Annotated in this window: 14 protein-coding genes, 1 tRNA gene, 4 other RNA genes and 1 pseudogene; 9 read left to right on the forward strand and 11 right to left on the reverse strand. The window is 61.8% G+C overall.

Annotation, left to right across the window (positions count from 1 at the left end):
* Positions 1–431: 431 nt before the first annotated feature.
* The 5 genes from ACJ8HB_RS01485 (at position 432) to ACJ8HB_RS01505 (ending at position 1,187) form a co-directional block, all read left to right on the forward strand.
* A tRNA-Ser gene (locus ACJ8HB_RS01485) sits at positions 432–521 on the forward strand.
* A 47-nt stretch (positions 522–568) separates the two neighbouring features.
* A non-coding RNA gene (locus tag ACJ8HB_RS01490) (RtT sRNA) lies at positions 569–688 on the forward strand.
* 46 nt (positions 689–734) lie between these two features.
* Positions 735–854: non-coding RNA, RtT sRNA (locus tag ACJ8HB_RS01495), on the forward strand.
* 46 nt (positions 855–900) lie between these two features.
* Positions 901–1,020, forward strand: a non-coding RNA gene (locus tag ACJ8HB_RS01500) — RtT sRNA.
* 46 nt (positions 1,021–1,066) lie between these two features.
* Positions 1,067–1,187, forward strand: a non-coding RNA gene (locus ACJ8HB_RS01505) — RtT sRNA.
* A 53-nt stretch (positions 1,188–1,240) separates the two neighbouring features.
* Here ACJ8HB_RS01505 and ACJ8HB_RS01510 read toward each other — a convergent pair.
* A complete protein-coding gene (locus tag ACJ8HB_RS01510; RefSeq protein ID WP_442522805.1) occupies positions 1,241–1,597 on the reverse strand; it encodes a helix-turn-helix domain-containing protein in 357 nt (118 codons plus the stop codon).
* Positions 1,598–1,891: 294 nt separating this feature from the next.
* On the opposite strand from ACJ8HB_RS01510, the gene sdeA reads away from it, so the two are divergent.
* A complete protein-coding gene (gene sdeA, locus ACJ8HB_RS01515; protein WP_094859788.1) occupies positions 1,892–3,079 on the forward strand; it encodes a multidrug efflux RND transporter periplasmic adaptor subunit SdeA in 1,188 nt (395 codons plus the stop codon).
* A gap of 24 nt (positions 3,080–3,103) precedes the next feature.
* Positions 3,104–6,247: a multidrug efflux RND transporter permease subunit SdeB gene (sdeB, locus tag ACJ8HB_RS01520; RefSeq protein ID WP_094859787.1), complete on the forward strand. Its 3,144-nt coding sequence runs from the start codon at positions 3,104–3,106 to the stop codon at positions 6,245–6,247.
* 65 nt (positions 6,248–6,312) lie between these two features.
* On the opposite strand, the pseudogene ACJ8HB_RS01525 reads toward sdeB, so the two are convergent.
* The 9 genes and pseudogenes from ACJ8HB_RS01525 to hinT all read right to left on the reverse strand — a co-directional run bounded on the left by ACJ8HB_RS01525 (position 6,313) and on the right by hinT (position 13,485).
* Positions 6,313–6,794, reverse strand: a pseudogene (locus ACJ8HB_RS01525) (RrF2 family transcriptional regulator).
* Positions 6,795–7,058: 264 nt separating this feature from the next.
* Positions 7,059–7,595, reverse strand: coding sequence for a glycine zipper 2TM domain-containing protein (locus ACJ8HB_RS01530; protein WP_004928798.1), 537 nt, complete (start codon positions 7,593–7,595; stop codon positions 7,059–7,061).
* 357 nt (positions 7,596–7,952) lie between these two features.
* Positions 7,953–9,257: an NAD(P)/FAD-dependent oxidoreductase gene (locus ACJ8HB_RS01535; protein WP_004928794.1), complete on the reverse strand. Its 1,305-nt coding sequence runs from the start codon at positions 9,255–9,257 to the stop codon at positions 7,953–7,955.
* A gap of 332 nt (positions 9,258–9,589) precedes the next feature.
* Positions 9,590–10,132 carry an alpha/beta hydrolase YcfP gene (ycfP, locus tag ACJ8HB_RS01540; protein WP_015377468.1) on the reverse strand — a complete coding sequence of 181 codons (543 nt, stop codon included), beginning with the start codon at positions 10,130–10,132 and terminating at the stop codon, positions 9,590–9,592.
* Positions 10,133–10,211: 79 nt separating this feature from the next.
* Positions 10,212–11,231, reverse strand: coding sequence for a beta-N-acetylhexosaminidase (gene nagZ / locus ACJ8HB_RS01545; RefSeq protein ID WP_033646434.1), 1,020 nt, complete (start codon positions 11,229–11,231; stop codon positions 10,212–10,214).
* 38 nt (positions 11,232–11,269) lie between these two features.
* Positions 11,270–12,136, reverse strand: a complete 867-nt coding sequence (thiK, locus tag ACJ8HB_RS01550; protein WP_047568049.1) for a thiamine kinase — start codon at positions 12,134–12,136, stop codon at positions 11,270–11,272.
* Positions 12,117–12,707, reverse strand: a complete 591-nt coding sequence (gene lpoB / locus ACJ8HB_RS01555) for a penicillin-binding protein activator LpoB (RefSeq protein ID WP_033646436.1) — start codon at positions 12,705–12,707, stop codon at positions 12,117–12,119. The genes thiK and lpoB overlap by 20 nt, the downstream gene beginning before the upstream one ends.
* A 26-nt stretch (positions 12,708–12,733) precedes the next feature.
* Positions 12,734–13,123: a YcfL family protein gene (locus ACJ8HB_RS01560; RefSeq protein ID WP_047568051.1), complete on the reverse strand. Its 390-nt coding sequence runs from the start codon at positions 13,121–13,123 to the stop codon at positions 12,734–12,736.
* Positions 13,124–13,134: 11 nt separating this feature from the next.
* Positions 13,135–13,485 (reverse strand): purine nucleoside phosphoramidase, encoded by a 351-nt coding sequence (hinT, locus tag ACJ8HB_RS01565; protein WP_004928776.1) that lies wholly within the window; start codon positions 13,483–13,485, stop codon positions 13,135–13,137.
* A gap of 221 nt (positions 13,486–13,706) precedes the next feature.
* On the opposite strand from hinT, the gene ACJ8HB_RS01570 reads away from it, so the two are divergent.
* Positions 13,707–14,612 carry a transporter substrate-binding domain-containing protein gene (locus tag ACJ8HB_RS01570; RefSeq protein WP_047568053.1) on the forward strand — a complete coding sequence of 302 codons (906 nt, stop codon included), beginning with the start codon at positions 13,707–13,709 and terminating at the stop codon, positions 14,610–14,612.
* Here the strand turns inward: ACJ8HB_RS01570 and ACJ8HB_RS01575 are convergent.
* Positions 14,609–14,986, reverse strand: a complete 378-nt coding sequence (locus tag ACJ8HB_RS01575; RefSeq protein WP_072264913.1) for a winged helix-turn-helix transcriptional regulator — start codon at positions 14,984–14,986, stop codon at positions 14,609–14,611. The two genes, ACJ8HB_RS01570 and ACJ8HB_RS01575, sit on opposite strands and share 4 nt — an antisense overlap.
* 99 nt (positions 14,987–15,085) lie before the next feature.
* Between ACJ8HB_RS01575 and ACJ8HB_RS01580 the strand changes: the two genes are divergently transcribed.
* On the forward strand, positions 15,086–15,835 hold the full coding sequence (locus ACJ8HB_RS01580) for an SDR family oxidoreductase (protein WP_047568056.1): 750 nt from the start codon (positions 15,086–15,088) through the stop codon (positions 15,833–15,835).
* The last annotated feature ends 2 nt before the right edge of the window (positions 15,836–15,837 follow it).

Raw genomic sequence — 15,837 nt, forward strand, 5'->3', positions numbered from 1 at the left:
TTGCATGGCGCACCGCCGAGAGGGGCGAGAAGCCTCGACAGGGTTCGACAAAACGCCTGCGTTTTGGACCGCCAACGGCGGCCCGCAGGGTGAGCGCAGCGAATCAAGCCCTCTCTCACCGCCAAATTTAAAGAGAAAGCCTGGATTCGCGTCCAGGCTTTTTTTTGCATGGTGCACCGCCGAGAGGGGTGCGCGCAGCGCATCTCCCCCCGCTCTGTGACCGCGATTCTCATTTCCGCCGGTTATCCACGAACCTTACCGCTGATTTTCTCGCCTATTCATGACATCTGCCCTGCCGTTCGCCGCAGTTTTCAGCAAAGTGCGCACGGCTTGAGCGGACGAACAAAAACACAGAAATTATTCTTGACCGGATCGGCCCCACTCCCTATAGTAGCGCCCCGTTGCAGCGATGATTTCGCAACAAAAAATATGGTGAGGTGTCCGAGTGGCTGAAGGAGCACGCCTGGAAAGTGTGTATACGCGAAAGTGTATCGAGGGTTCGAATCCCTCCCTCACCGCCATATTCTAACGAGAAAGCCTGAGCGAAAGTTCAGGCTTTTTTGTTTGCATAACGCACCGACCGGGAGGGTAAGAACCCTCGACAGGGTTCGACAAAACGCCTGCGTTTTGGACCGCCAACGGCGGCCCGCAGGGTGAGCGCAGCGAATCTATCCCTCCCTCACCGCCATATTCTACGAAGAAGCCTGAACTCACGTTCAGGCTTTTTTGTATGCATAGCGCACCGGCCGGGAGGGTGAGAACCCTCGACAGGGTTCGACAAAACGCCTGCGTTTTGGACCGCCAACGGCGGCCCGCAGGGTGAGCGTAGCGAATCAATCCCTCCCTCACCGCCATACTCTACGAAGAAGCCTGAACTTGCGTTCGGGCTTTTTTGTATGCATAGCGCACCGACCGGGAGGGTAAGAACCCTCGACTGGGTTCGACAAAACGCCTGCGTTTTGGACCGCCAACGGCGGCCCGCAGGGTGAGCGTAGCGAATCAATCCCTCCCTCACCGCCATATTCTACGAAGAAGCCTGAACTCACGTTCAGGCTTTTTTGTATGCATAACGCACCGGCCGGGAGGGTGAGAACCCTCGACAGGGTTCGACAAAACGCCCACGTTTTGGACCGCCAACGGCGGCCCGCAGGGTGAGCGCAGGAGAATCAATCCCTCCTTCCACATAGACAAAAAAGCCCGAACGCAAATTCAGGCTTTTTTATCCCCACTGCCCAACCGCTCAGTGGTGCGTGCGCCCCATAGACGCCGGCTGCGCCAACGCGCGGCGCCAGTCGCCCGGCGTTTGGCCAAACTGGCGCTTGAAGCTGCGGTTGAACGACTGCTGTGAGTCGAAGCCGAGCGAAATCGCCACGCTGACGTTAGGCTCGCCGCTGTTGGCCAGGCGCTCCGCCGAGACTTTCAGTTTTTGCATGCGGATATACTCCCCCAGCGCGTAGCCGGTCTGGCGTTTGAACATGCGCTGCAGGTGCCATTTGGAATAGCCCGCGCGATCCGCCACGGTGTTGATATCCAGTTTCTCTTCCAGATTGTTGTCGATCCACGCCTTCAAATCGGTAATAAAGCCCGTAGTGTTCATGCTGATGCTCCCATCATTTGGCAGGGTTCCCCTCTGCCCGATGCACATACGTTGCAACAGTTTCGCTTTAAATGCAATTTTTATTATTGCATTTACCGGAAAGCCGCCACTATACTCCACCCAATTAATGTAACCGATATTGATACATTAATGTGACACCAATGTGTTTCAAAACCTAACGTTGCGCCGCTGCATGGCGCAGCCGCCCCCTCACCGCACGCCGGCGCGGGGCGAATCCCGGAGAACAGGGCCGGGTATGGGGCCTGACCGCACTTACTCATCGGAATAAAAATAATGGCAAATCAACCAAACTCATCGTTCAACGCCGGCGGCCGCACGCGCGCCGTCGCTCTGGGCCAGCGGCTCTCCGGGGTGGCGCTGCTGGCCGCCCTGCTCGCCGGGTGCGACAACAGCGTCGCGCACAACGCCCCGCCACCGCCGCCGGTGGTCAGCGCCGCCAGCGTGGTGGTCAAACCGATCAGCCAGTGGGATGCGTTCAACGGCCGGGTCGAAGCGGTGCAGAGCGTGCAGCTGCGCCCCCGGGTCTCCGGCTACATCGAACGGGTCAACTACACCGAAGGCGACGAGGTGAAAAAAGGCCAGGTGCTGTTCACCATCGACGATCGCACCTACCGCGCCGCACGCGAACAGGCGCAGGCGGAGCTGGTGCGGGCTCGCAACCAGGCCGCTCTGGCGCACAGCGAATCCTCGCGCACCGAGAAACTGATCGGCACTCAGGCCATCTCTCAGGAAGTCTGGGAACAGCGCCGGTCGTCCGCCGCGCAGGCGCAAAGCAACGTGCTGGCAGCGCAGGCCCAGCTCGACATGGCGCAGCTGAATCTCGACTTTACCCGCGTTACCGCGCCGATTGACGGGCGCGCCAGCCGCGCAATGATCACCGCCGGCAACCTGGTCACCGCCGGCGACAGCGCCAGCGTGCTGACGACGCTGGTGTCGCTCGACAAGGTCTACGTCTATTTCGACGTGGATGAAGCCACCTTCCTGCGCTATCAGCAGCAGGGCCGCCACGACGCGCGCCTGCCGGTGAAGGTCGGCCTGGTAGGCGAAGACGGCACCCCGCATCAGGGGCTGGTGGATTTTACCGATAACCAGCTGAACGCCGGAACCGGCACCATCCGCATGCGCGCCCTGCTCGACAACCGCGATCGCCGCTTCACGCCGGGGCTGTTCGCCCGGGTAGAGATGCCCGGCAGCGCCGAGTTCAACGCCATGCTGATCGACGATAAAGCGGTGATGACCGACCAGAACCGCAAGTTCGTTTACATCGTCGATAAAGACGGCAAGGCGCAGCGCCGCGACATCGACGTGGGCCGCATGGCCGAAGGATTGCGCATCGTGCAGAAAGGGTTGGCAAACGGCGATCGGGTGATCGTCGACGGCATGCAGAAAGTATTTATGCCGGGCATGCCGGTCGACGCGAAAACCGTCGCCATGAACCCTATCGCCTCCGCACTTAACTAAGCTCCCAGCAGAGACTTCTGACCCATGGACTTTTCCCGCTTTTTCATCGACCGACCGATCTTTGCCGCGGTGCTGTCGATACTGATTTTTGTCGCCGGGGTGATAGCCATCCCGCTGCTGCCGATCAGCGAGTACCCAGACGTGGTGCCGCCCAGCGTGCAGGTGCGCGCAGAATACCCGGGCGCCAACCCGAAAGAGATCGCTGAAACGGTGGCCACGCCGCTGGAAGAAGCGATCAACGGCGTCGAAAACATGATGTACATGAAATCGGTCGCCGGTTCCGACGGCGTGCTGGTGACCACCGTCACCTTCCGCCCCGGCACCGATCCCGATCAGGCCCAGGTGCAGGTGCAAAACCGCGTGGCGCAGGCCGAAGCGCGCCTGCCGGAAGACGTGCGCCGCCAGGGCATCACCACCCAGAAACAGTCCCCGGCGCTGACGCTGGTGGTGCATCTGGTCTCGCCTTCCGGCAAGTACGATTCGCTGTACCTGCGCAACTACGCCACCCTGAAGGTCAAGGATGAGCTGGCCCGCCTGCCGGGCGTCGGCCAGGTGCAGATCTTCGGCGCCGGTGAGTATGCGATGCGCATCTGGCTCGATCCGAACAAGGTCGCCGCGCGTGGGCTGACCGCCTCCGACGTGGTGAGCGCCATGCAGGAGCAAAACGTGCAGGTCTCCGCCGGCCAGCTCGGCGCGGAGCCGATGCCGACGCGCAGCGACTATCTGCTGTCGATCAATGCCCAGGGTCGCCTGCAAACCGAAGAAGAGTTCGGCAATATCATCCTCAAGAGCGGCGACAACGGCGAGATCGTGCGGCTGCGCGACGTGGCGCGCATCGAAATGGGCTCCGGCAGCTACGCGCTGCGCGCCCAGCTCAATAACAAGGATGCGGTCGGTATCGGTATCTTCCAGTCGCCGGGCGCCAACGCCATCGAGCTGTCGGACGCGGTGCGCGGCAAGATGGCCGAGCTGGCGACCCGCTTCCCGGACGGCATGAGCTGGAAATCGCCTTACGATCCGACGGTGTTCGTGCGCGATTCGATCCGCGCGGTGGTGGATACGCTGCTGGAAGCGGTGATCCTGGTGGTGCTGGTGGTCATACTGTTCCTGCAGACCTGGCGCGCCTCGATCATCCCGCTGCTGGCGGTCCCGATCTCCGTGGTCGGCACCTTCGCCGCGCTGTATCTGCTGGGCTTCTCGCTCAATACCCTCAGCCTGTTCGGGCTGGTGCTGGCGATCGGCATCGTGGTGGATGACGCCATCGTGGTGGTGGAAAACGTCGAGCGTAATATCGAAGAGGGGCTGTCGCCGCTGGCGGCGGCGCACCAGGCGATGCGCGAGGTCTCCGGCCCGATCATCGCCATCGCCGTGGTGCTATGTGCGGTGTTCGTGCCGATGGCGTTCCTCTCCGGCGTTACCGGGCAGTTCTATAAGCAGTTCGCCGTCACCATCGCCATCTCGACGGTGATCTCCGCCATCAACTCGCTGACCCTGTCGCCGGCGCTGGCGGCACGCTTGCTCAAACCGCACGGCGCGCCGAAAGATCTGCCGTCGCGCCTGATCGACCGGCTGTTCGGCTGGCTGTTCCGGCCGTTCAACCGCTTCTTCGCCAGCAGTTCGCAACGCTACCAGCGCGGCGTCTCCCGCGTGCTGGGCCGGCGCGGCTCGGTGTTTGTCGTCTACCTGCTGCTGCTGGCCGCCGCCGGGGTGATGTTCAAGACCGTGCCTGGCGGCTTTATCCCGACGCAGGACAAGCTGTACCTGATCGGCGGCGTGAAAATGCCGGAAGGCGCCTCGCTGGAACGCACCGATGCGGTGATCCGCAAGATGAGCGCCATCGGCCTGAGCGTGGACGGCGTCACCGATGCGGTGGCTTTCCCCGGCCTGAACGCGCTGCAGTTCACCAATACGCCGAATACCGGCACGGTGTTTTTCGCGCTGGAGTCGTTGAGCACCCGTACCCGCACCGCGGCGCAGATCAACGCCGAGATCAACGCGCGCATCTCGCAGATTCAGGAAGGCTTCGCCTTCTCGATCATGCCGCCGCCGATCCTCGGCATCGGCCAGGGCTCCGGCTATTCGCTGTACGTGCAGGATCGCGCAGGGCTGGGCTACGGTGCGTTGCAAACGGCGATCAACACCATGTCCGGCGCCATTATGCAAACGCCGGGCATGGGGTTCCCGATCTCCTCATATCAGGCCAACGTGCCGCAGCTGGACGCCAAAATCGATCGCGACAAGGCCAAGGCGCAGGGCGTGCCGCTCAATGCGCTGTTCAGCACGCTGCAGACCTACCTCGGTTCGTCTTATATCAACGACTTCAACCGCTATGGCCGCACCTGGAAGGTGATGGCGCAGGCCGACGGCCAGTTCCGCGACAGCGTGGAGGACATCGCCAACCTGCGCACCCGCAACGACAAGGGTGAAATGGTGCCGATCGGCAGCATGGTCAACATCGGCACCACCTACGGCCCGGATCCGGTGATCCGCTATAACGGCTTCCCGGCGGCGGATCTGATCGGCGACGCCGATCCGCGCGTGCTTTCCTCTACCCAGGCGATGGGCGCGCTGACGCAGATGGCCGGCAAGCTGTTGCCGAACGGCATGAACATCCAGTGGACCGATCTGAGCTACCAACAATCAACCCAGGGCAACGCCGCGCTGGTGGTGTTCCCGGTGGCGGTGCTACTGGCGTTCCTCGCGCTGGCGGCGCTGTACGAAAGCTGGACGCTGCCGCTGGCGGTGATCCTGATCGTGCCGATGACCATGCTGTCGGCGCTGTTCGGCGTGTGGCTGACCGGCGGCGACAACAACGTGTTCGTGCAGGTCGGGCTGGTCGTTCTGATGGGGCTGGCCTGCAAGAACGCCATTCTGATCGTCGAGTTCGCCCGCGAGCTGGAAATGCAGGGCAAAGGCATCGTCGAGGCGGCGCTGGAGGCCTGTCGCCTGCGGTTGCGGCCGATCGTGATGACCTCCATCGCCTTCATCGCCGGCACCATCCCGCTGATCCTCGGCCACGGCGCCGGCGCCGAGGTGCGCGGCGTCACCGGCATCACGGTGTTCTCCGGCATGTTGGGGGTCACCCTGTTCGGGCTGTTCCTGACGCCGGTGTTCTACGTCACGCTGCGGCGCCTGGTGGCACGCAAAGCGCAGCCGCAGACCGTCTGAACGCGGCGTTAAAATGCAAAAAGGTCGGGCATTGCCCGACCTTTTTTTATGCATGCGAACCGCGATTATTTGTCGGCGGTTTCAGCCTCTTGCGCGGCGGCGTACTCCGCGCAGGCGCGCTTGTCGCCCCGCTCCAGTTCGGCCAGCGAATCGGCCACGGTATGGCGCGCCAGCACCGCAAGCGAAGCCTGTTCGGCTTCGTTCACCACCGATTTGAAATACCAGCAGGCGTTGGCGCTCACCAGGCAACGGGCCGGCACTTCAGGGCGGGAAGCCCAGATGCGCTTGTCGTCGATCACCGCCAGATAGATGTCCCGCAGGGTGTGATCTCTTCCGCCGGGCGGCCGAGGTGGATAGAGCCGTTGCGGCCCAGGGTGGAAACGATGATGCCGTCTTTGGTCAGCGGCACCATCAGTTTGCGGATAAAGCTGGGGTTGGCTTCCAGAGCGGCGGCAAGGGTGGCGCTCGTCGAACGCATGCCCTGCTTCTCAGCTACGGCGACGCTAAGGACCATTTGCAACGCTGTCGGAAAGCGAAAATCTAACATGTCGTTATCTCTGCGAGACGAAATACTCGGGTTTGGCCGGTGTGGCGATTGGCGCCGATAACACCGCTTAATTGCACAATAATATAACAAACGCGGGGGCTTTTTTGAAGTTTTGCCCAGTGATATCGCACGCAGACATTAGAACGATCGCAAATTGTTGGGCGGGCAGAAAACAGAAACCCGCGTCAATGTTAACGCCGCTCGCTTAACCGGGTTAAACGATCAGAACTAACACTGCCCGCGGGCTTAATTCGAATGTGGCGATCAGGCTCTGTTCAGCACCAGCTGGCCGTTTTTATCCAACGGGATTTGTGTACCCGGATCGTGATCCATGCGGATCTTGCCCTGCTGATTGCCGATCTTGTAGGTCACGTCATAGCCCAGCATTTTCTGAGACTTGTCATAGACCGTTTTGCAGCGCTGCTGCACGCTGGTGGTGACGTCGTTATTCTGCATCGCCCCTTGCACCTGGTTACCGGCATAGCCGCCGCCCAGCGCGCCAACCACGGTCGCCACGTCGCGCCCGCGGCCGCCGCCGAACTGGTGGCCGATCACGCCGCCCGCCACTGCGCCCAGCACTGAACCGGCGATGCGGTTTTCATCCTGCACCGGCGCACGGTGCGTCACGGTGACGTTGCGGCATTCCTGACGCGGCGTTTTGATGGTTTCTTTAATCGGCGTTGCGGCGAGCACCTGCGCATATTGCGGACCGGCAGAAAAGACGTCCAGGCTGGCTACCGCGGCAATCCCCAGAGCGGCAGCGATACCAATTCCAACACCGGCTAACATTGACTTGTTCACAGGAAACCTCCTGAAAGTGTTACCACGCATTTTTTCCGGGGTCTGTTACCGACATGGCACCGCGCTTATTATTTTGCGCGTGGGCGGCTTGCGGTATCCCGGTTTACGGCGTGCGCGACGCGCCGTCTGTAAACGAGGTAAAGTCTGCACAATGATCTGAAGCCCCGCAATAAGACAAGGGGACCAAAAATGCGGGAAAACGGCCGTTTTTCCGCTGTTTAGGAGGAATCTTAAGAATTTTACCCATACCGACGACAGCTTATGCTGAAGAATCAAGCAACCGCCGCCGATCGCCTCGCGCCGCCATAAAAAAACCCGCGCGGGCGAACCGGCGCGGGTTGGTCGACAAAGGCGGGATCAGTGCATTTTCAGACGTGGGCGGATCACCCGGTTGATGCCGCCCACCAGCATCATCAGGCCGGTTTTGATGTAACCGTGCAACGCCACCTGGTGCATGCGGTACAGCGAGATGTAAACGAAGCGCGCGATGCGCCCTTCCACCATCATCGAGCCGCGCATCAGGTTGCCCATCAGGCTGCCGACGGTGCTGAAGCGCGACAGCGACACCAGCGAGCCGTGGTCTTTATACACGTATGGCTTCAGCGTCTGGCCGTTCATCAGCGCCAGGATATTGGTGGCGCAGCGCGAGGCCATCTGGTGCGCCGACTGGGCGCGCGGCGGCACGAAACCGCCGCCCTCTTTCGGGCAGGAGGCGCAGTCGCCGATGGCGAAGATGTTCGGATCGCGCGTGGTCTGCAGCGTCGGCTCCACCACCAGCTGATTGATGCGGTTGGTTTCCAGGCCGCCGATATCCTTCATGAAGTCCGGCGCCTTGATGCCGGCCGCCCACACCATCAGATCGGCGTCGATGAACTCGCCGCCCTTGGTGTTCAGGCCTTTGGCGTCCGCGCTGGTCACCATGGTGTTGGTCAGCACGCGCACGCCCAGTTTGATCAGCTCCTGGTGCGCCGCAGCGGAAATGCGCGGCGGCAGCGCCGGCAGAATGCGCTCGCCGGCCTCCACCAGCGTCACGTTGAGCGCGCTGTTGTCCAGGCCTTCGAAACCGTAGCTGTGCAGCTGCTTCACCGCGTTGTGCAGCTCGGCGGACAGCTCGACGCCGGTGGCGCCGCCGCCGACGATGGCGATGTTGACCCGCTCTTTTTGCCCCGGCTGCGCCGAGAACTTCAGGAACAGATTGAGCATTTCGTTGTGGAAACGACGCGCCTGATGCGGGTTATCCAGGAAGATGCAGTGCTCTTTCACGCCCGGCGTACCGAAATCGTTCGAGGTGCTGCCCAGCGCCATCACCAGGATGTCGTACGGCAATTCGCGCGCCGGCACCAGCTCGCCGCCCTGCTCGTCGCAGATCTGCGCCAGCTGCAGCGTTTGCGTTTCGCGGTTGATGTTGGTCAACGACCCCAGTTGGAAGCTGAAATGGTGGTTGCGCGCGTGCGCCAGGTAGCTGAGCGCATCCACGCCGTCATCGAGGGAACCGGTCGCCACTTCGTGCAACAGCGGTTTCCACAAATGGCTGTGGTTGCGATCCACCAGCGTGATCTCCGCTTTGTTCTTGCGGCCAAGTTTATGGCCCAGGCTGGTCGCCAGCTCCAAGCCACCGGCGCCGCCGCCAACAATAACGATTTTCTTCTTTGGCGTTGTCAAAATAACCCCCTAAATGTGAACCATTTGTTATTCCAGGGTAAATAAATAATATCCTTAGAATACATAGGGTTCGCTTAAAATAAATCGGCTCTCTGAGGCCAGAATAACATGTGAGGTTATTTGGTCATACCAAAATTGATGTACATCAAATTTTTTTGGTTAAAGGCTGGACGAGGGGATTTTTTGGCGATTGTGATTCAAATAGTTAGCGCTGAGTCACAGTTTTAAATTTTGCCGATTGCCACGCAAGATCTTGCCTTGGCGCACAAAAAAGCCGCACTTTCCGCCGGTGAAAAACGGGAAGCGCGGCTCACGGCAGCGTTATGAAACTGTTAACCCAGCGCCTTGAACGCCTTGAGCCGCTGCAGATGGGGGGAGATATTTTTGAACTTGTGCGTCTGCTGTTCATCCCACACGATCTCGTAGTAGTGATGCAGCAATTCGGCGCTGCGCCGGTTATCCAGCACCTCGTCGTGCCGCGACAGCACCACCAGACAGCGATCGCGGTTCTTCTCGCGAAAATCCTCCACGCACTTGGTGGCGATATCGCGATACTCTTCCGGCCGGTCTATCTTGCCGTGCATGTGCTCTTCCGGATACAGGTTCGGGTTGAACATCGCCTGGCGAATGCCGCACAGGAAGCCGATGCGCTCCGCCCAGAAACCGCCGAGGCCGACCCCGCAGATCAACGGGTGCGCGTCGCCGCCCTGCTGCACCGCCTTGTCCACCTCTTTCAACAGATGCTGCATGTCGTGACGCGGATGCAGCGTGCTGTAGCTGATGAAGCGCACGTCCGGATCGATAAACTGCAGCTGTAACACCTTTTCATGATTGCCGGGACTGGTGGAATCGAAGCCGTGCAAATAGATAATCATGTGGATCCTCGCAACAAGCCAAGGGCCGCGGGCGCGGCCCTCATCATTTCCGCTCTGCGCCGCGATGCGGCGCCTGGATTCACCCCTGCGAACGCTGCTTGTGCTCCTCCCAGCGTTCGCTCAACGCGCTAAGCGCCTTGTGCGCCTGCTGCCAGCGCTCGGAGTCGCGCAGTTCCTGACGGGTGAACTGACCGCGATGATATAACCGCTTCACCTTCTCTGCTTTGACCGGGGACAGGTTATCCAACACGCTGACCGCACCTTCGCGGTGGTTGCACACCAGGATCATGTCGCAACCGGCATCCAGCGCCGCCTGGCCGCGCTCGGCGTAGCTGCCCATGATGGCGGCGCCTTCCATCGACAGATCGTCGGAGAAAATCACGCCGTCGAAGCCCAGCTCCTGACGCAGGATCTGCTGCAGCCAGTAAGGCGAGCCGCTGGCCGGGCGCGGGTCCGCTTCAGTATAGATGACGTGGGCCGGCATGACGGCGTCCAGCAGCTGGCGGTTGATCAGCTCGCGGAAGATCGCCATGTCATGCTCGCGGATCTGCGCCAGCGGCCGCGGATCGCGCGGGGTTTCCTTGTGCGAATCGGCGCTGACGGCGCCGTGCCCAGGGAAGTGTTTGCCGGTGGTTTTCATGCCGGCGCTGTGCATGCCGAGGATAAAGCGTTCGGCCATCGCCAGCGCCTGCTGCGGATCGCTGTGGAACGAACGCTCGCCGATCGCCGCGCTGCCGTGGCCGATGTCCAGCACCGGCGCGAAGCTGATGTCGATATCCTGCGCGATCATCTCCGCCGCCATCAGCCAGCCGGCCTCCTGCGCCAGCCGGCCGCCTTCCTGCGCATCGTGCAACGCGGCGAACGACTGCGCCGCCGGCAGGCGGGTGAAGCCCTCGCGGAAGCGCTGCACGCGCCCGCCCTCCTGGTCTACCGCCACCACCAGCCGATCGTGCGAGGCGGCGCGGATCTGGCGCACCAGCTCACGCAGCTGCTCCGCATCGTGGAAGTTGCGGGTAAACAGGATCAATCCGCCAACCAGCGGGTGTTTCAAAATCTCGCGTTCTTCTGCATCCAGCTCATAGCCGGCGACATCTAGCATTACTGGGCCCACGGGCACCTCACTTCATTATTGTTCGTTCAGAATTCGGATGATGATAAACAGAATCGCCGGCGCACTGCAGCGCCCCAGCGTAAAAATTCGGCGTCGCCGCTCTGCTGCCAGCGCACTTCAAACCACAGCAGCATCAGATAATCCACCCACGGCAGCCAGCCCCGCACCTGGGCCTGCAGCCGGGCGGCGTCGTGATAGCCCTGGCGCGCGTAGTGCTGCAAAAAGCGCTGCTGCTGCCAAGCCGACCAACCATTGCCGCGAAACAGCGCGGCGATATCCAGCGCCACGTCGCCGTCGGCGGCATACTCCCAGTCGATCAATCGCAGCCCCTCGCCGGTGGCGAGCAAATTGCCCGGGTGGATGTCCATGTGCAGCGGCGCCAGGCGCAGCGGCCGTGGCGGTACACTTAGCAAAAAATGGCGCTGCAGGCGCAGCCAGGCGGGGGTTACACGCCGCGTATCCAGCTGCGGCCAGTAGCGGAGGAATTGCCGCCGCAGATCCAGCCGGTAACCGCTGAGCGGCCGCCGATGCAGTTCCGCCGCCATCGCCGCCAGCTCGCCGCGCTCATTCAGCGCCGCAAACTCGGCATCTGTGACGACGTCACCTTCGAGCCATTCGAGGATAAGCCACTGATTATTCTGTGCGAAAACCCGCGGCCCCAGCCCCGGCGCGCAGCGGCGCAAGACCCGCGCTTCCCGCCGTCGGCTCACGCCCAGCGCGCGTTTTTCCGCACTGTGCTGGCGCGCCAACAGCGTGATGCCCGCGCCGTCGATGCGCCAGCTCTCGCCGGTCAGCCCCTGCACCGGGCTGAAATGACAACCGGCGGTATTCACCGCCGGCAGTCTGGTTTCCATCAATCGTCGCAGCGCGGCCTCAGCGTTTAACGGCGCCATTGCCCGACCAGACGATCTCGCCGGTTTGCACCAGCATCAGCTGCATATCCAACGCCGGCGACTTCACGTCGCCGCTGACGTCGCTGTACAGCACGTACTGCGCGCCGACGATGCGCGCCAGGCCAATCGCCTTGCTGCGCGAACCGAAGCTGTCATCCGCCGACAGGCCCAGCGTTTGTCTGGCGCTGGTCAGCTTCGCTTCCGGAACCACGCTGAAGGTGGAATTCGACGCCAGCGCCTTGTACAGCGCCGCGGTAGCTTTGCCCATCTGCAGCGAACCGTTGGTGTTGTTCTTGACGCTGTCCAGCAGCAGCACGCTGCCGGCCGTGACGCCATCGGCCTTCAGCATCTGCCCCACCAGCGGCTGGACGCTGCCCAGCCAGTCGAGCTGCTGGATTTTCGGCGGCTGCGGCACCGGCTCGGTGGTTGGCGGCTGTGGCTGCTCGACCGGCGGCGTCGGCTGTTCCGGTTCGACGGTGACCGGCGGCAACGGTTGTTCCGGCTCAGGCGGGCGCGACAGACAGCCGCTGAGGGTTAATGCGGCCAGCGCCACTAAGACGTACTTTTTCATGCTTTTTCTCCAAACCTGGCAAGCGCTTACAGGTACAGATACAGACGCGCGCTTTTAGCGTCCAGATTGCCGTTAATCGAGTAAATTTTGGCGTCCGAGTCGGGCGCCACCACGATCTCGCGCGGTTTCTCGAAGGGGCGAATATCCAGCCCCTGCGCGTCGTACCAATAGAAACGGTAATGTACGGTGACCGGCGTCATTTGGCTGTTGTTGAGCACCGAGGTCGCCATCACCCGCCCGGAGGCATTCGAAATCGAGGGCGTATCGGCCAAAATGCCGGCGGTCAGCACCGAAGGATCCATCACCACCGTCTGCCCTTGGTTGACCGCAATGCCGGGCGGTGAACTGCATCCCATCAGCAACGCGGCGGGCAGCGCCAACGCCATCAGACCATGGAGAGTTTTTTTACCGCGCATGATTTCCTCGCTTAACGTGACAGCAGCGGCCCCAGCGAGCGGCCACCGACCAGGTGCATGTGAATATGATAGACCTCCTGACCGGCGTGGCGGTTGCAGTTGACGATCAGGCGGTAGCCGTCCTCGGCGATGCCTTCCTGTTCGGCGATCTTCGCCGCGGCGGTGATCATGCGGCCCAGCGCGGCTTCATGCTCCACGGTCACGTCGTTGACGGTTGGGATCAGCACGTTGGGAACGATCAGCACATGGGTGGGTGCCTGGGGAGAGATGTCACGGAAAGCGGTGACCAGTTCGTCCTGATAAACCACATCAGCAGGGATTTCGCGGCGGATAATTTTACTGAAAATCGTTTCTTCGGCCATCTGGCGTTCCTTGTTTTACACAATTAGCTGTACGCAGTATGAGTGACAAATTCTACTGCTTTCAACCTGATTGCGCACTTTCCACGTCGAGTGCTGCAGATTCGCGCAGCCCGGCGCCCCGTTTGTGCATCTTTTCACTTTGGTTATTCACTATTGTTGCTTTACTTGCCCCGCGCCGCCGCCAATAGTAACCCCATGATTAACAAAGGATAGAGGGTGCTATGCCACTGAGGATTTCGGCGCTGTGCGCGCTGTTGCTGAGCGCCGCCGTGCAGGCGGCCACGGCGGGCGGTATCGATCTGCAGGCTAACCGAGAGCCGATACGCACGGAGAAAAACCCGGCCGCTATCGCACTGATTCCGGCAAACTTTCACTTCGCGGTGCCCGGCAAGCTGACGGTGGCGGTGGCGTTCGAGAACTCTCCGCCGCTGGCGCTGTTCGCCGAGGACAATAAAACGCTGATCGGCAGCGATCCGGACATCGCCCGCCTGGTGGCCGACAGCCTTGGGCTGGAGCTGAATCTGGTGCCTACCTCGTGGGAAGATTGGCCGCTGGGCATCAGCACCGGCAAATACGACGCGGCGATCTTCAACATCGCCGTCACCAAACTGCGCAAGACCAAATTCGACTTCGCCACTTATCGGGTGGACACGCTGGGCTTTTACGTCAAATCCACCAGCCACATCACCTCGATCAACCGGCCGCAGGACGTCGCCGGGCTGCGGATCATCGTCGGATCCGGCACCAATCAGGAAAACATACTGTTGGGATGGGATAAGCAAAACCGCGCCGCCGGGTTGCCGCCGGTGCAGCCGATCTACGTCACCGACGACGCCGCCACTAACCTGAGCATTCAGTCCGGGCGCGCCGATGCGTTCTTCGGCCCCCATTCCACCGGCGCCTACAAGGCGGCGCTGACCGGCAAGACCAAAATGGTCGGCATCGGCCCCAGCGTGGCCTACGTCGCGGTCACCACCAAAAAAGGCAACGGGTTGGTGAACGCCGTCAACACCGCCATCAACGGCGTCATCGTCAGCGGCGAATACGCGCAGGTGCTGGAGCGCTGGGGCGAAGGCGATGAAAAGGTCGAGCGCTCCGCCATCAACCCGCCGGGCATCGGCGACTAGCCGCCGATCAGCTGCGGCGCGTGCCGACGCATCCACTCGGCCAGCGAGTCCAGCGTCGGCCGTAGCGATTTGCCGAGCGCGGTGACCTGATACTCCACCCGCGGCGGCACTTCGGGAAATACCTGCCGCGTCACCAGGCCGCGCTGCTCGAACAGCCGCAGCTGACGCGTCAGCTCTTTCTGCGCAATGGGCGCCACCGCCCGCTGCAGCTCGCTGAATCGCACCGGGCCGTCGATCATTATCAGTCGGTACAGGATCGGTATCGCCCACTTGCCCGACACCAGATTGACGAAGTCCACCATCGGGCAGGGTTCGCCCGCCGGCGGCAACGCCGCCAAATTATTTTCCGCCGCTAATGGCGCTTGTGCCGTCATTTCATCCCACCTCGTCCTTTAGTATCCAAAAGGTGCCTACTATGCAAAAGGAACTATAGCGCAAATAATGCCGCAACTGACGCTAAAGAGGAATCGGTTATGGCACGACTGCAAGGCAAATACGCATTGATTACCGGCGGCACCAGCGGCATCGGGTTGGAAACCGCCCGCCAGTTCATCGCCGAGGGCGCAACGGTGGCGATCACCGGGCGCAGCCAAAGCGCCCTGGACGCGGCGGGCCAGGCATTGGGTGGCAAGGCGCTGTTGCTGCTGAGCGACGCCGGCGATATTCCGCAGCAGCGCGAACTGGCGCAGCGGCTGGGGCAACGGTGGCCGCGGCTGGACGTGCTGTACATCAACGCCGGCGACGTTACGCATCGCCCGCTGCAGGAGTGGGATGAGCAGAGCTATCAGCGGCTGATGGACATCAATCTGAAGGGACCGTTTTTTCTGATCCAGGCGCTGCTGCCGCTGCTGGCCAACCCTTCTTCGGTGATCCTGTGCGGTTCGGTCAGCGCCCATATCGGCCTGCCGCAGAGCAGCGCCTACGCCGCCAGCAAAGCCGGCTTGCTGTCGCTGGCCAGAACGCTGTCCGGCGAGCTGCACGCGCGCGGCATTCGCTTTAACGGCCTCAGCCCCGGCCCGACCGAAACCCCGGCGTTGGGTAAGCTGGGGTTGGCGGAAGCGGATGAACAGGCATTACGCGACGATATCCGCGCGCTGGTGCCGATCGGCCGCATGGGCAGCGCGCTGGAGCTGGCAAAAGCAGCGGTGTTTCTGGCGGCAGACGAGTCGGCATTCATGGTCGGCGCCGAGCTGCAGATGGACGGTGGTGTGGGAAATTTATAATT

The sequence above is a fragment of the Serratia sp. CY27727 genome, assembly GCF_052169275.1.
In the GTDB taxonomy this organism is placed as follows: Bacteria; Pseudomonadota; Gammaproteobacteria; order Enterobacterales; family Enterobacteriaceae; genus Serratia; species Serratia sarumanii.

What these genes read in the sequence shown, in the direction of transcription:
- ACJ8HB_RS01510 (WP_442522805.1), bottom strand. Translation starts at nt 1,597, where the DNA reads ATGAACACTACGGGCTTTATTACCGATTTGAAGGCGTGGATCGACAAC.
- sdeA (WP_094859788.1), top strand. Translation starts at nt 1,892, where the DNA reads ATGGCAAATCAACCAAACTCATCGTTCAACGCCGGCGGCCGCACGCGC.
- sdeB (WP_094859787.1), top strand. Translation starts at nt 3,104, where the DNA reads ATGGACTTTTCCCGCTTTTTCATCGACCGACCGATCTTTGCCGCGGTG.
- ycfP (WP_015377468.1), bottom strand. Translation starts at nt 10,132, where the DNA reads ATGATTATCTATTTGCACGGCTTCGATTCCACCAGTCCCGGCAATCAT.
- nagZ (WP_033646434.1), bottom strand. Translation starts at nt 11,231, where the DNA reads ATGCTAGATGTCGCCGGCTATGAGCTGGATGCAGAAGAACGCGAGATT.
- thiK (WP_047568049.1), bottom strand. Translation starts at nt 12,136, where the DNA reads ATGGCGCCGTTAAACGCTGAGGCCGCGCTGCGACGATTGATGGAAACC.
- lpoB (WP_033646436.1), bottom strand. Translation starts at nt 12,707, where the DNA reads ATGAAAAAGTACGTCTTAGTGGCGCTGGCCGCATTAACCCTCAGCGGC.
- ACJ8HB_RS01560 (WP_047568051.1), bottom strand. Translation starts at nt 13,123, where the DNA reads ATGCGCGGTAAAAAAACTCTCCATGGTCTGATGGCGTTGGCGCTGCCC.
- hinT (WP_004928776.1), bottom strand. Translation starts at nt 13,485, where the DNA reads ATGGCCGAAGAAACGATTTTCAGTAAAATTATCCGCCGCGAAATCCCT.
- ACJ8HB_RS01570 (WP_047568053.1), top strand. Translation starts at nt 13,707, where the DNA reads ATGCCACTGAGGATTTCGGCGCTGTGCGCGCTGTTGCTGAGCGCCGCC.
- ACJ8HB_RS01575 (WP_072264913.1), bottom strand. Translation starts at nt 14,986, where the DNA reads ATGACGGCACAAGCGCCATTAGCGGCGGAAAATAATTTGGCGGCGTTG.
- ACJ8HB_RS01580 (WP_047568056.1), top strand. Translation starts at nt 15,086, where the DNA reads ATGGCACGACTGCAAGGCAAATACGCATTGATTACCGGCGGCACCAGC.